Annotated in this window: 14 protein-coding genes; 6 read left to right on the forward strand and 8 right to left on the reverse strand. The window is 63.8% G+C overall.

Translation table 11 applies throughout. The features are described from left to right. Window positions 1-2 precede the first annotated feature (2 nt). The gene (locus WI560_RS21070; RefSeq protein ID WP_375304695.1) at window positions 3-1,070 is read left to right on the forward strand and encodes a threonine aldolase family protein; all 1,068 of its coding nucleotides are present in this window, start codon (window positions 3-5) and stop codon (window positions 1,068-1,070) included. A 99-nt stretch (window positions 1,071-1,169) separates the two neighbouring features. Here WI560_RS21070 and WI560_RS21075 read toward each other — a convergent pair whose 3' ends face one another. From WI560_RS21075 to grxD, 4 genes are read right to left on the reverse strand one after another with little or no spacing between them, the layout of a single operon-like run. Continuing rightward, entirely contained in the window at window positions 1,170-2,435 is a 1,266-nt protein-coding gene (locus tag WI560_RS21075) for a serine hydrolase domain-containing protein (protein WP_375304696.1), read from the reverse strand. Then, window positions 2,416-3,702, reverse strand: coding sequence for a serine hydrolase domain-containing protein (locus WI560_RS21080; protein ID WP_375308881.1), 1,287 nt, complete (start codon window positions 3,700-3,702; stop codon window positions 2,416-2,418). Before WI560_RS21080 ends, WI560_RS21075 begins: the two co-directional genes overlap by 20 nt. 43 nt (window positions 3,703-3,745) lie before the next feature. Beyond that, window positions 3,746-4,303, reverse strand: a complete 558-nt coding sequence (locus WI560_RS21085; RefSeq protein WP_375304697.1) for an O-acetyl-ADP-ribose deacetylase — start codon at window positions 4,301-4,303, stop codon at window positions 3,746-3,748. Then, window positions 4,303-4,629, reverse strand: a complete 327-nt coding sequence (grxD, locus tag WI560_RS21090) for a Grx4 family monothiol glutaredoxin (RefSeq protein WP_080140390.1) — start codon at window positions 4,627-4,629, stop codon at window positions 4,303-4,305. Before grxD ends, WI560_RS21085 begins: the two co-directional genes overlap by 1 nt. Window positions 4,630-4,869: 240 nt before the next feature. Between grxD and egtB the strand changes: the two genes are divergently transcribed. Beyond that, entirely contained in the window at window positions 4,870-6,165 is a 1,296-nt protein-coding gene (egtB, locus tag WI560_RS21095) for an ergothioneine biosynthesis protein EgtB (RefSeq protein ID WP_375304698.1), read from the forward strand. Window positions 6,166-6,218: 53 nt separating this feature from the next. Continuing rightward, window positions 6,219-7,190 carry an L-histidine N(alpha)-methyltransferase gene (gene egtD, locus WI560_RS21100; protein ID WP_375304699.1) on the forward strand — a complete coding sequence of 324 codons (972 nt, stop codon included), beginning with the start codon at window positions 6,219-6,221 and terminating at the stop codon, window positions 7,188-7,190. A 10-nt stretch (window positions 7,191-7,200) separates the two neighbouring features. Here egtD and WI560_RS21105 read toward each other — a convergent pair whose 3' ends face one another. Further along, window positions 7,201-8,382, reverse strand: a complete 1,182-nt coding sequence (locus WI560_RS21105) for a low temperature requirement protein A (protein ID WP_375304700.1) — start codon at window positions 8,380-8,382, stop codon at window positions 7,201-7,203. A gap of 23 nt (window positions 8,383-8,405) precedes the next feature. Next, window positions 8,406-8,660 carry a BolA/IbaG family iron-sulfur metabolism protein gene (locus WI560_RS21110; protein WP_028137365.1) on the reverse strand — a complete coding sequence of 85 codons (255 nt, stop codon included), beginning with the start codon at window positions 8,658-8,660 and terminating at the stop codon, window positions 8,406-8,408. Window positions 8,661-8,856: 196 nt separating this feature from the next. On the opposite strand from WI560_RS21110, the gene WI560_RS21115 reads away from it, so the two are divergent. Continuing rightward, a complete protein-coding gene (locus tag WI560_RS21115) occupies window positions 8,857-9,216 on the forward strand; it encodes a DUF427 domain-containing protein (protein WP_257175415.1) in 360 nt (119 codons plus the stop codon). A 61-nt stretch (window positions 9,217-9,277) separates the two neighbouring features. Here WI560_RS21115 and WI560_RS21120 read toward each other — a convergent pair whose 3' ends face one another. Next, on the reverse strand, window positions 9,278-9,451 hold the full coding sequence (locus tag WI560_RS21120) for a DUF1328 domain-containing protein (protein ID WP_007612121.1): 174 nt from the start codon (window positions 9,449-9,451) through the stop codon (window positions 9,278-9,280). A gap of 165 nt (window positions 9,452-9,616) precedes the next feature. Between WI560_RS21120 and WI560_RS21125 the strand changes: the two genes are divergently transcribed. Then, window positions 9,617-10,807 (forward strand): acyltransferase, encoded by a 1,191-nt coding sequence (locus WI560_RS21125; protein WP_375304701.1) that lies wholly within the window; start codon window positions 9,617-9,619, stop codon window positions 10,805-10,807. A 156-nt stretch (window positions 10,808-10,963) separates the two neighbouring features. Here WI560_RS21125 and purL read toward each other — a convergent pair whose 3' ends face one another. After that, window positions 10,964-13,174, reverse strand: coding sequence for a phosphoribosylformylglycinamidine synthase subunit PurL (gene purL / locus WI560_RS21130; protein WP_375304702.1), 2,211 nt, complete (start codon window positions 13,172-13,174; stop codon window positions 10,964-10,966). A 184-nt stretch (window positions 13,175-13,358) separates the two neighbouring features. On the opposite strand from purL, the gene WI560_RS21135 reads away from it, so the two are divergent. Next, window positions 13,359-13,838, forward strand: a complete 480-nt coding sequence (locus tag WI560_RS21135; protein ID WP_257196164.1) for a PaaI family thioesterase — start codon at window positions 13,359-13,361, stop codon at window positions 13,836-13,838.

A 13,838-nucleotide genomic window follows, 5' to 3' on the forward strand; every position in this document is an offset into this window, starting at 1 on the left:
CCATGCTCTACACCCCTCCCCCGATAGATCCCAATGCGCCGCCGGTGCGCATCAATCTGCTCTCGGACACGCAGACCAAGCCGACGCCCGGGATGCGCGAGGCAATGGCGCGCGCGGAGGTCGGGGACGAGCAGGTCGGCGATGATCCGACCGTGAACGCGCTGTGCGAGCGCGTGGCCGATCTGCTCGGCAAGGAGGCGGCGGTCTACATGCCCTCGGGCACCATGTGCAACGTCACCGCGACGCTGGTGCATTGCCGCCCCGGCGACGAGATCCTCGCCCATGAGACCGCGCATATCATCGCCCGCGAAGGCGGCGCTCACGCCGCGATCGGCGGCTTCCAGGTCACGCAGCTGAAGGGACCAGACGGCCAGTTCACGCCAGAGACCTTTCGCAAGGCGCTACATCCGCGCACGCGCTACCAGCCGCCGCAGACCGTCGTCAGCGTCGAGCAGACCGCCAATATCGGTGGCGGCACGATCTGGAAGAAGGCCGCGCTCGACGAGATCGTGACGATCGCCAAGCAGCACGGCCTCGTCACCCACATGGATGGCGCGCGCCTGCTCAACGCCACCGTGGCCAGCGGCATCTCCCCGCGCGACATGACGGCAGGCTGGGATTCGGCCTGGATCGATTTCTCCAAGGGCCTGGGCGCGCCGATCGGCGGCGTGCTTGCGGGCTCGCGCGCCTTCATCGATGCGGTCTGGCAGTGGAAGCAGCGCCTCGGCGGCTCGATGCGCCAGGCCGGCATTTGCGCCGCCGCCTGCATCTACGCGCTCGACCATCACGTCGAGCGCCTGGCCGACGACCATGCCAATGCGCGCACGCTCGCCCGCGGTCTGTCGCAGATCGCAGGGATCGAGGTCCAGGAGCCCGAGACCAACCTCGTCTTCTTCAAGCCCGACGGCGCCGGCATTGCCGGCGACAAGATGGTCGCAGCGCTGCGCCAGCGCGGCGTCACGCTTGCGATGATGGACGGACGCATCCGCGCCTGCACCCATCTCGACGTCAATGCGGCCCAAATCGAGGAGACGATCGGATACGTCCGCGAGATCGTGCGCGGCGCGTAAGCATGATCCGGAAAGCTGCGAAGCGGTTTTCCGGAAAGATCATGCGTAAACACCACCTGAAGCGCGATGACGATTCATCCAAATCTCATCGCGCTTTGGTCAACGTCCCATCGCGTCATAGACCAGCCGCTTCAGCTCGTCCTGGATCGGGCCCCGCTGCGAGGGCGACTGCATCATGCAGATGACGAACATGTCGTCGGCGGGATCGATGAAGAAGAAGGTGCCGCCGACACCGTCCCAGCGATATTCGCCTGCGGGCAGCGGCGGCTTCGCGCGCGTGCGCACGGCAAAGCCAAGACCAAAGCTGCTGTCGGAGCCCGGAAAATAGAATTCCGAATCTCTCGCGATTCCATTGGCTCCGTCGAGCTGGTCCGACGCCATCAGCGCCACGGTCTCGCGCTTGAGGTAGCGGCGACCTTCGAGCTCGCCGCCATTGAGCAGCATCTGTGCAAAACGTGCATAGTCGCCGATGGTGCCGACCATGCCCGCACCACCGGATTCCCAGCGACGCGGCGCGGTCGCCTCGATGATGCCGGCGACGGGACGATCGAACCAGTCGCCGGGCAAGGGTTCGGCGATCAGCGGCCGCCTGGCATGGTCGGCGACGAAGAACGCCGTATCCCGCATGCCAAGGGGATCGAGCAACCGCTCCTTCTCGAACTGATAGAGCGACCGGCCCGATGCCGTCTCGATCACCCGGCCCAGCACGTCCGTCGAATGGCCGTAGTCCCACAGCGTCCCCGGCTGCTCGGCCAAGGGCAATCGCGCAAGCCGCTCGGCGAATTGCGCATTGTCGGGATCGCCGTCGAACAGGCCGGCTTCCGTATAGAGCCTGCGGACGGGACTGCTGCCGTAGAAGCCATAGGTGATGCCGGACGTATGCCGGAGCAGATCGCGCACCGTGATCGGCCGCGCCAGCGGCTGGAGGGCCAGCTTGCCGTCTGCTTGCGGGACGCCGACCTGCACATCGGCGAAGGCCGGAATGTATCTCGCGACGGGGTCATCGAGAGCGAGCTTGCCGTCGTCGACCAGCATCATCGCCGCCACCGAGGTGATCGGCTTCGACATCGAATAAAGACGGAAGATGGTGTCGTCCGTCATTGGCTGCGCCGTCGCGACATTGCGCTGGCCGAACTTGCGGTAGAGTGCGGGCTTGCCGTGCTGCTGGATCAGAAGGATCGCGCCGGGGATCCTGCCGGCGGCGACCGCCTCGTCGAGCAACGCACTGACGCGCGCAAGTCCCGCCGTCGAGAAACTGCGGGCAGCCGGCGCTTCGGCACGAAGCTGGCTCGCCGCGCCCGCCAGCAGGACAAAGGCGGCGGCGAGGACGATCCGAACGAAAGCCTCACTTCTCCATGGCTTCATAAACCAGCTGCTTCAATGTTCGCTGGATTCGCTGGCGCTCGCTCGGGGTCTGCTCCAGCAGCAGGAAGAACATGTCCTGCTTGCGATCAACCACCAAATAGCAACCGCTGGCGCCGTCCCATTTCAATTCCCCGAGATCGCCGGGCGGCGGAGGTTTGGCATTACCCGGATCGGTGCGCACGGCAAACCCAAGTCCCATGCCAAAACCGTCACCGGGAAAATAGAAGTAGTCCCGCTCAACGCCGGAGTCCTTGCCGGCATGGTCCGATGCCATCAGCTCAAACGTCTGCGGGCTGAGATAGGTCTTGCCCTCGAACGTTCCTCCATTGACCAGCATCTGCGCAAAGCGGGAAAAGTCCGCCATGGTCGAAACCATGCCGCCGCTGGCGGATTCCCACTTCTGGCGAACCTCAGTCCTGTACTCGCGGCCGACCCGGAAATTGCTGTCGTTCGGCAGCGGCTGGGCGAGCCGTTTCAGCCTCTCCGGTTCGGTGACGAAGAAGCCTGTATCGGTCATACCGAGCGGATCGAGCAGCTTTTCCTTCTCGAGTTCGAACAATGTCTTCCCGGACACGATTTCCATGATCCGCGCCAGAATGTCAGTGGAATGGCCGTACTGCCAGAGTGCGCCGGGTTGATTGTGCAGCGGCAACTTGGCGATCCGCTCGGCGAACTCGGCGAGATCGAATTCGCCCGCGTAGATGTTGGCGTCGCGATAGGCCTTGCGAACCAGACTATCGCCGTAGAAACCGTAGGTTATCCCGGAGGTATGGCGCATCAGATCGAGAATGGTAATGGGCCGGGCCAGTGGTACCAGCTCAAGCGTCTTGGTGCCGTCCTCGGCCTTCTTCTCCTCACCGACCTTCACATTTGCAAAGGAGGGAATGTATTTCGAAACGGGATCGTCGAGCTTGATCTTTCCGTCCTGGATCAGTTGCATCGCCACAACGGAGGTGATCACCTTGGTTAGCGACGACAGGCGGAAGATGGTCTTGTCGGTGATCGGCGCCTTGCTGACCACGTCCTGCACACCGAAGACCTCGTGATAGACCGGCTTGCCATGCTGCTGGATCAGCACGTTCGCACCGGCGATCTTGCCGGTCGCGACCTCGTTCTTGAAGAACTCGGTGATCTTGGCGAGCTTGTCCTGGTTGAAACGCGCGCCGGCCGGTATCTCGTAGGTGCCCTCCGCCCGCGCCAGCGATATCGCGCCGAGCGACACCAGCACGCCGCAAACCAGCGCACACAACCCAGATCGTGAAATCATATCCCCTCCCCGGAACATGGTCCGGCGGAGTGTACCGGCCGCCTCAGTCGGCACAAGGGCCGGCGTGCCGCGCAAGTGCCTCGTCATGGAGTTTGGCGCTTAGCTCGGAGAAGCAGCAGAACACGACCCGGGTCACGGACGGCGCAGCCGTCAGGCCTTCGATCGTGGTGCGCACGGCGATGTCGGCCGCCCGGTCGGCGGGAAAACGGAAAATACCGGTCGAAATCGCCGGAAATGCTACCGAGGTCAGCTCGTGCATCCCGCACAGCTCCAAGGAACGGCGATAGCAGGAGGCGAGCAGATCGTCCTCGCCAAACCTGCCGCCATTCCAGACCGGCCCGACGGTGTGGATCACGTGGGCGGCCTCGAGCCGGTAACCTTTGGTGATCTTGGCATCGCCGGTCTTGCAGCCGTGGAGCAGGCGGCATTCGGCGACCAGATCGGGCCCGGCGGCCCGATGGATTGCGCCATCCACGCCGCCCCCGCCAAGGAGCGACGTGTTGGCGGCGTTGACGATGGCGTCAACGCTCAGCGTGGTGATGTCGGCAACGATGACCTCAAGCTCGGCGCCGCCAATCCGGCGCATCAGCCGGTCATTCATCAGGCCGCGACGACGACGCCCTTCTCGGAGAAAAGCTGCTGCAACTCGCCGGCCTGGAACATCTCGCGGACGATGTCGCAACCCCCGACGAACTCGCCCTTCACATAGAGCTGCGGAATGGTCGGCCAGTTCGAATATTCCTTGATTCCGTTGCGGAGCTCGGCGGATTCAAGCACGTTGAGGCCCTTATAGCCGACGCCGATATGGTCGAGGATCTGGACGACCTGGCCCGAGAAACCGCACTGCGGAAATTGCGGCGTACCCTTCATGAACAGAACCACGTCGTTCGACTTCACTTCGTTGTCGATGAATTCCGCGATGCTCATATCCGTGTCCTTCTGGGGCAGAGCCCTCACCAATATCCCTCGGGCCGGCTCAGCCGATCTAACCCGATACCTATCCATATATGTAGCCCAAACCGTTGTGCATCCAAAGTAAAATGGCGGCGACAGGTCCCCTGCGACCGGTTTGGCCGGGGTCGGGCCCATAGGCTGATGACATCAATATCATCGCCGGAAAGGACTTTCATACCGTAACGGAGCCCCTATCTAGGACGAACCCTGTTCATGGAACCGGGTGGTGCGAACAACGTTCTCTTGTCCTGTCTGGAGAAAAACGTGACGAAACAAGCCTCCGCCACGGCCGCCGCCCCGCTTTCGTCACTGTCCGGTCCGGGCGGTCTCGCCCAGAGGCTGCAGGACGCATTCATTGCCGTCCGCAACGAGACCGAAAGCCGGGCCGCGCCGCTCTCGCCGGAGGACCAGCAGATCCAGTCCATGCCCGATGCGAGCCCGGCGAAATGGCATCGGGCGCATACCACCTGGTTCTGGGAGCAATTCCTGCTCTGCGAGCACGCCGCAGGCTATCGGCCCTTCCACCCCGATTTCGCGTTCCTGTTCAATTCCTATTACGTCAGCGCCGGACCGCGTCATGCGCGCAATCATCGCGGCGACATCACCCGTCCCAGCGCCGATCAAGTCGGCGCCTATCGCAAATATGTCGATGCGGCCGTGGTCAAATTCTTCCGCGAGGCCGGCGCGGACAAGCTTCGTGAGATCGCGCCGCTGGTCGAGGTCGGGCTGAACCATGAGCAGCAGCATCAGGAATTGATGTTCACCGACATCCTGCACGCATTTGCGCAGAACCCGGTCTATCCGGCCTACGATCCGGACTGGCGCTTTCCCTCGGCGACGCGCACCGGCGATGAATGGCTGCAACTCAACGAGGGCATCCACACCGTCGGCCATGTCGACGGCGGTTTCCATTTCGACAATGAGAAGCCCGCCCATCGCGCCCTCGTGGGCCCGGTCAAGCTGGCACGCAATCTCGTCACCAACGGCGAGTGGCTCGCCTTCATGCGCGATGGCGGCTACCGGACCGCGACGTTGTGGCTGATGGATGGCTTTGCCGCGGCCAGCAAGGACGACTGGCAAGCCCCGGGCCATTGGCGCGAGGTCGATGGCGCATGGCAGGTCATGACGCTTGCCGGCCTCAAGCCGGTCGATCCCGACGCGCCGGTCTGCCACATCAGCTATTACGAGGCCGACGCCTTCGCGCGCTGGGCCGGAAAGCATCTGCCGACCGAAATGGAATGGGAGGTCGCAGCGCGCACAGGCCAGCTCAACGACGCCTTCGGCATCGTCTGGCAATGGACGCGATCGTCCTACTCACCCTATCCCGGCTACCGCGCCATCGAAGGCGCGCTCGGCGAATACAACGGTAAGTTCATGGTCAACCAATTGGTGCTGCGCGGCTCCTCGCTTGCGACGCCGGAGGGCCATAGCCGTATCACTTATCGGAACTTCTTCTATCCGCACCACCGCTGGCAGTTCACGGGACTGCGGCTTGCCGACTACGAGTAAACATTCTTATCCGACGACAAATGCGCGCCGGACAGCGCGTTCTGGAGAGTATCATGAATGTGCACGCCAGCGCTTTGGCCGAAGCCCATCTTCCCGACGAGCAGACCACCGCCTTCGCCCGCGAGGCCATCGCGGACCTGTCGCAGCAGCCGAAGAAACTGTCGCCGAAATATTTCTACGATGCGACCGGCTCGGAGCTGTTCGAGGCGATCACGAAGCTGCCGGAATATTATCCGACGCGCACCGAGCTTGCGATCCTGAGGGAACGCGGCAGCGAGATCGCAAAGATCATTCCGGAGCACGCCGCCCTGGTCGAGTTCGGCGCCGGCGCGACCACCAAGGTCCGCCTGTTGCTGAACCATTGCAAGTTCGCGGCCTATGTCCCCGTCGACATCTCCGGCGACTTCCTGAAGGCGCAGGCGAACGGCCTGAAGCGGGATTTTCCCTCGCTCGGCATCTATCCGGTCGCGGCCGATTTCACCACGCCGTTCGAGCTGCCCAAGCAGGTCGCGTCCATGCCGAAGGTCGGCTTCTTCCCGGGCTCGACCATCGGCAATTTCGAGCCGCAGGAAGCCCAGGCCTTCCTGAACAGCGCCCGCAAGATTCTGGGCCGGGGTGCGCAGATGATCATCGGCGCCGATCTCGAGAAGGACGAGCGCGTGCTCTATGATGCCTACAACGATGCCGCCGGCGTCACCGCGCGCTTCAACCTCAACGTTCTCGTGCGCATCAACCGCGAGCTCGGGGGCAATTTCGATCTGTCCGCCTTCACCCATCGCGCGATCTACAATCGCGAGCGGCACCGCATCGAGATGCACCTGATCAGCAGGAAGAGCCAGACCGTGCGCCTGCTCGGCACCAGCTTCTCGTTCAAGCCGGGCGAGAGCATCCACACCGAGAACAGCTACAAGTACAGCATCGAGCGTTTTGCAGCGCTGGCGCAGGGCGCCGGCTGGCGCGTGCGGGAGAGCTGGACGGATGTGGCCGGAATGTTCTCGGTGCACGCGTTGGAGGTCGCGCAGTAGACCTCCGCGCCTACTCCACCGGCTCCGTCCCCAACGACACCGACTCCCACACCGCCACCACGATCATGATCGCGGTCGTCGCGACCGATAGCCAGAGCGGCGAGAGGTCTGACGCGAACCAGCTCAGCACCAGCAACAGCGCGATCCCGACGCCGTGCGAGAGCTGGAGGAAGCCGCGGATCGCGTGCTTGAACAGGATCGTGCCGACCAGGAACACCAGGGGCCCACCGATCGTGCTCACGATCGTGCGCATGTCGGAGTGTCCGGCCGGGTGTTTCAGCACCAATTCGTCCGACACGGCCGTCAGGATGATGCCGGCCACGATCGGCGTGTGCAGATAGGTGTAGGCGAGCCGCGCCAGCCGGCCGGATTCGGCGGATTTCGAGATCCGCTCGGCGCCGGCCTCGGCACCCTTGTGAAAATAGACCCACCACATCGCGATGGCGCCGATCAGCGCCGAGACGAAAGCGAGGATGTTGCTCGCGGTCCATTCCAGCTCGGCAAATGTTGCGCCGTTGACGATGATGGCTTCGCCGAGCGCGATGATGACGAAGAGAGAGCAGCGCTCGGCCATGTGCGCGCCTTCGACGGCCCAGGCCTCGACCGACGAGAAGCCCAGCTTCGGCACCCAGAACCGTGCGGCCGGCGCGATATATTCCCAGCTCACCGCCGCGATCCACAGCCATAGCCGCGTGTCTCCCTCGGACAGACCGCCGGCAATCCACAACACGGCGGAGACCGAGAACCAAGTCAGGATGCGGATCGCATTGTGTCGCACTGCGGACCGGTGATGCGGGGTCGCAAACATCCAGAACGCGGTCCGTCCGACCTGCAGGGTCACGTAGGCGATCGCAAACCACAGGCCCCGTCCCTCGAACGCAGTCGGGATCGTGGTCGACAGCACGAGGCCGCCCAGCATCATGGCAAAAAGCAGGATGCGGACCGGAGTCAGCTCGGGATTGAGCCAATTCGTGACCCAGGCGGTGAAGACCCACACCCACCACACCGCCAGGAACAACACCATGACGTGCACCGCGCCCAGCGGCGTGAAATGGTGCAGCAGCGTGTGAGAAATCTGCGTGACGGCGAAGACGAAGACGAGGTCGAAGAACAGCTCGACAAAAGTGACGCGGCTGTGCTGGTTCGGTCCGGTGACGCGAAACATCGCGCCGCGAGGATTGTCCGCAGCCATCGTCATCCCCCGCTAAGCTTGGATCAGGTGCCGGGTGCCCCGGGCCCGCCAGGCACCCCGGTCTGCAGCGCCAGCGCGTGCAGCACGCCGCCCATCTGGCCGCGCAGGGACTGATAGACGATCTGGTGCTGCTGGACGCGGGACTTGCCGCGGAAGGATTCCGAGATCACGGTCGCGGCGTAATGGTCGCCATCGCCGGCGAGGTCTCGGATGGTCACCTCGGCATCGGGGATTGCTGCCTTGATCATCGCCTCGATATCGTGGGCGTCCATGGGCATTCGGGTCGTGCTCCTTGTCTCGGCTGCGAATCAGCCTCGTCGTCGAATCGCTGCCGGGGTCCCCGGCCCGGCAGGGCCAAACTTAGCGTGAACGGCCTTCTAGGTCACGCTTTCCGGCACTATATCCCTGATCGCATCAGGATAAAGGCACGACAAAGTGCCGCGCGTGGCAGATCGATCGAAAAGGCGTGACATCATGAAGCTTCCAGGGCCCGACCACCCCATCACCATCACCGCAAATCCCCGGCGTGTCCGCGTCACGGCTGGCGACATCGTGATTGCCGAGACCGACAAGGCGCTGACCCTGAAGGAAGCCAGATATCCGGCGGTGCAATATGTGCCGCGCCAGGACGCCAATATGGCCCTGCTCGAGCGCACCGAGCGCACCACCCATTGCCCCTACAAGGGCGATGCCAATTATTACAGCGTCAAGGCCAACGGCAAGACGCTCGACAACGCGATCTGGACCTACGAGACGCCCTTCCCCGCCATGGCCGAGATCTCCGGCCATCTGGCGTTCTATCCCGACAAGGTGAAGATCGAGGAAGTGGGGTAGTTTGGGATGCCGTCATTCCGGGGCGATGCGAAGCATCGAACCCGGAATGACGAGGGAAGAGCTACGCCCTGAAAATCGTGAGTCCCAATATTAGCAGCACCAGGAAGATCACGACGAACACGTAGAACAGGAAGCGGGCGATATCGGCGGAGGCTGCTGAGATGCCGGTGAAGCCGAGCACGCCGGCCACGATCGAAACAAGTAGGAAGATCAGCGCCCATTTCAGGATCGTCATCACCAGCTCCGCAATCGGTGGCCGCTCGCCTGCGGCCCTTCCACGCCCTCTTTCGCAGACGCTAACATCGCGGAGCGGAGCTGGTTCCTCATCCTGCTGAAACGATCTTGCTGAAACCGGTTCCCGGCGGCACAGTCCCGCCGGGAGCAAGAGCGCGGGGCGACCATGATGACGATGTCACATTCAGCGACGATCGGCGCGGAGGTGCAGGCCGCGCCGAAGAGCAAGATGCGCAATTTGGCGATTGATCGCGCCCGCACCTTCCTCACTTTGGTGGTGCTGCTGCATCACGCGGTGATTCCCTATACCTATTTCGGCCATACCGATCCGAGTTATTTCTTCGGCTTCGACATGGTCGTGCTCGCCACCGACAGCTTCTTCATGGCGATGTTCTTCTTCTTGTCGGGGCTGTTCGCCTGGTCCGGCATCGCCCGGAAGGGAATCCGGAGCTATTTGGCGGATCGCCTGCTTCGGCTTGGCCTACCCTTCGCGATCTGCGCCTTAACGGTCATTCCGGTCGCCTATTACGCGATCTCCCTGCGGCAGGATCCCGAGATCGGGTTTTCGGAATTCTGGTGGAATATGGTCACGAAGGGCCCGTGGCCGAGCGGGCCGATCTGGTTCCTGTGGGTCTTGTTCGCCTTCGACCTGGTTGCCTGCCTTTTGTACCGTTTGTCACCCAATCTGCTCGATCCGATCAATCGCCTCTCGCTGCATGGTCGCCGCCGGCCCGCCGTGTTCTTCGCGGTCATGCTGGCCGTCACCGCGGCGTTCTACATTCCCGGGCTGGTTCACTACGGACACAGCAGCTGGTTCGAGTTCGGGCCATTCTCGGTCCAGCACGGGCGCGTGATGCTGTACGCGACCTATTTCTTTTTCGGTGCCGGCATCGGCGTTGCGCAAATGGATCGTGGGCTGCTCGCTGTCGACGGCCGCATGGCAAAGGTGAGCTGGGACTGGATGGTCCTGGCGATCGTTCCGTATTGTCTGTTGTGGGGACTGATCTTCATCAAGCGCGAAATACTGGGCAACCCGTCGCCTTTGCCGGACTGGTATGAAGCGCTCTATGCCATCTGCTTCACTGTCTTCAGCGTGGCCATCATGTTTCTGATCCTGGCCCTGTTCCAGAGATTCAAGCAATCAGGCTCAGCCATGCTGCTCGATCCGATGCAGGGCGACGCGTTCGGCATGTTTCTGGTGCACTATCCGATCGCACTGTGGCTGCAATACTGGCTGTTCGACTATGATCTGCCGGCGATCGTCAAGGCCGCGATCGGGTTTGTACTGACTGTCGCAGCGAGTTGGGCGCTGACGCGCGCCTTGCGGCAGATCCCGGGCGCGTCACGCGTGTTGTGAGGCGCGGTCTCTCCACTCGTCATTGCGAGCCACCGGGTCCGCGCGTAGCGCGGCCCGATGACAGGCTCCGCGAAGCAATCCAGAATCCCTCCGCGGAGGTCGTGTGGATTGCTTCGTCGCTTTGCTCCTCGCAATGACGAATTGCGTGGCAGCGCCTTACGCCGCCTTGCCGCCCATGTACTCGGGCAGCCACCGCTCGAATGAGGCCCGCAGCGTGTCGATCGCCACCGGCGCCTCGCCCGCGATCGCGATCGCATCGCCGCCGGTGGTGCCGATGCGCGCGCAGGGCACCTCGCAACCGCGCATCTTGGCGAGCACGCGGCCGGCTTCGGCTTCCGGCACGGTGACGAGATAGCGCGCCTGATCCTCGCCAAACCAATAGGCCTGCGGGACCAGCGCGGTCGGCGCCGCCAGCAGCTTGGCGCCGATGCCGCCCGCCATCGCCATTTCGGCAAGCGCGATCAGCAGGCCGCCGTCGGAGAGATCGTGCACGGCGGTCGCGGTGCCCGCATGGATCATGCCGCGCACGCAATCGCCGTTGCGCTTCTCGGCGGCGAGATCGACCGGCGGGGGTGCGCCCTCCTCGCGGCCGCAGATGTCGCGCAGGTAGACGGACTGGCCGAGCCAGCCATGGGTCTCGCCGATCAGGAGGATGGCCTCGCCCTCGGCCTTGAAGGCGAGCGACGCCGACTTGGTGAAATCGTCCAGCAGGCCGACGCCGCCGATCGAGGGTGTCGGCAGGATCGCACGGCCATTGGTCTCGTTGTAGAGCGAGACGTTGCCGGATACGACCGGGAAGTCCAGCGTGCGGCAGGCTTCCGAGATGCCCTTCAGGCAGCCGACGAACTGGCCCATGATCTCAGGCCGCTCAGGGTTGCCGAAATTGAGATTGTCGGTGATCGCGAGCGGCTTGCCGCCGACCGCGGTGATGTTGCGCCAGGCCTCGGCGACGGCCTGCTTGCCACCCTCGAACGGGTCGGCCTCGCAATAGCGCGGCGTGACGTCGACGGTGAGCGCGAGGCCCTTCGGCCCGTCCTCGACGCGCACAACGGCGGCATCGCCGCCGGGGCGCTGCATGGTGTTGCCGAGAATGACGTGATCGTACTGCTCCCAGACCCAGCGCTTAGAGCACATATCCGGCGTGCCGATCAGCTTCTCCAGCGCAGGCCCGAGACCCATCGGCGCCGGCACCTCGCGCGCATGCACGACCGGCAGCGCGGCAGACGGGACGTGCGGACGATCATAGACCGGCGCCTCGTCGCCCAGCTCCTTGATCGGCAAATCGGCCATGACGTCGCCGCCATGCTTGACCACGAAGCGCTTGCTCGGCGTGGTGTAGCCGACCACGGCGAAGTCGAGGCCCCACTTCTTGAAGATCGCCTCGGCTTCCTTTTCCTTCTCGGGCTTGAGCACCATCAGCATGCGCTCCTGGCTCTCCGAGAGCATCATCTCGTAGGCGCTCATCCCGGTCTCGCGGGTCGGCACCGCGTCGAGATCGAGGTCGACGCCGAGGTCGCCCTTGGCGCCCATCTCGACCGCCGAGCAGGTCAGCCCCGCCGCGCCCATGTCCTGGATCGCGATGACGCAGCCCTTCTCCATGATCTCGAGGCAGGCTTCCAGCAGCAGCTTTTCGGCGAAGGGATCGCCGACCTGCACGGTCGGACGCTTCTCCTCGGACTTGTCGTCGAACTCGGCCGAGGCCATCGAGGCGCCGTGGATGCCGTCGCGCCCGGTCTTGGAGCCCAAATAGACGATCGGCATGTTCACGCCGGAGGCCGCCGCATAGAAGATCTTGTCGGTATCGGCGAGGCCGACCGCCATCGCATTGACGAGGATGTTGCCGTCATAGCGGGTGTGGAAGCGCACCTGGCCGCCCACCGTCGGCACGCCAAAGGAATTGCCGTAGCCGCCGACGCCGGCGACGACGCCGGAGACCAGATGCCGGGTCTTGGCATGCTCGGGCGCGCCGAAGCTCAGCGCATTGAGGCAGGCGATCGGGCGCGCGCCCATGGTGAAGACGTCGCGCAGGATGCCGCCGACGCCGGTGGTCGCGCCCTGATAGGGCTCGATATAGCTCGGGTGGTTGTGGCTCTCCATCTTGAAGACCACGGCCTGGCCATCGCCGATGTCGATCACGCCGGCATTCTCGCCGGGGCCCTGGATCACCCAGGGTGCCTTGGTCGGCAACCCGCGCAGATGGATGCGCGAAGACTTGTACGAGCAGTGCTCGTTCCACATCGCCGAGAAGATGCCGAGCTCGGTGAAGGTCGGCTCCCGCCCGATCAGCTTCAGGATGCGCTCGTACTCGTCGGGCTTGAGCCCGTGGGCGGCAACCAGCTCGGGGGTGATCTTGGGTTCGTTCTTCATGGCTTCAGGAGCTTTCGGCGGCGTTTGGCCGTTCTTAGGAAGATCGGAGGGCCGGGAAAAGCCCTTTATGGCGCATTTTCCCGCTGTCCCACGTTTTGCAGGGAGGAACGGCGGGAACAGGAATTGCACGGCGCGGACGGATCGGATTTAAGGGCTGAAGACCCGCAATTGAAGGCCCATTTCCTTGCACGAATTGACCAAAGCGCCCCCGCCCCGCCGCCCCGACCTCCATATCGCCACCGAAGGCGAGTTTGTGGGCTGGCGGACCTGGATTCGCGACAGTTTCGAGGCCCATGTCGGCCCCTTCTGGCATCAGATCGAGGCGGACGGCAGCGTCCGCTGCGCCTTCCGGGTCGAGAAGAAGCACCTCAACGGCTCCGGGAACGTCCATGGCGGCTGCTACATGGCCTTTGCCGACTATTCCCTGTTCGCGATCGCCACCCATGTCCTGGACAGCCGGGCGGTAACGACCAACTTCGCCTGCGAATTCCTCGACGCGGCACGGGAGGGTGAGCTGATCGAATGCACCGGCGAGGTCACCCGCGCCGGCGGCTCGCTGATCTTCCTGCGCGGTAAGATGATGTCCGGGGGGCGGGTGCTGCTGACCTTTTCCGGCACGATCAAGCGGATGAAGCGGAAGGCGCTCCCTCAGCCAAACGCATAG

Origin of the sequence: Bradyrhizobium sp. A11, assembly GCF_042077125.1 — a bacterium.
Lineage (GTDB): Bacteria > Pseudomonadota > Alphaproteobacteria > Rhizobiales > Xanthobacteraceae > Bradyrhizobium > Bradyrhizobium japonicum_B.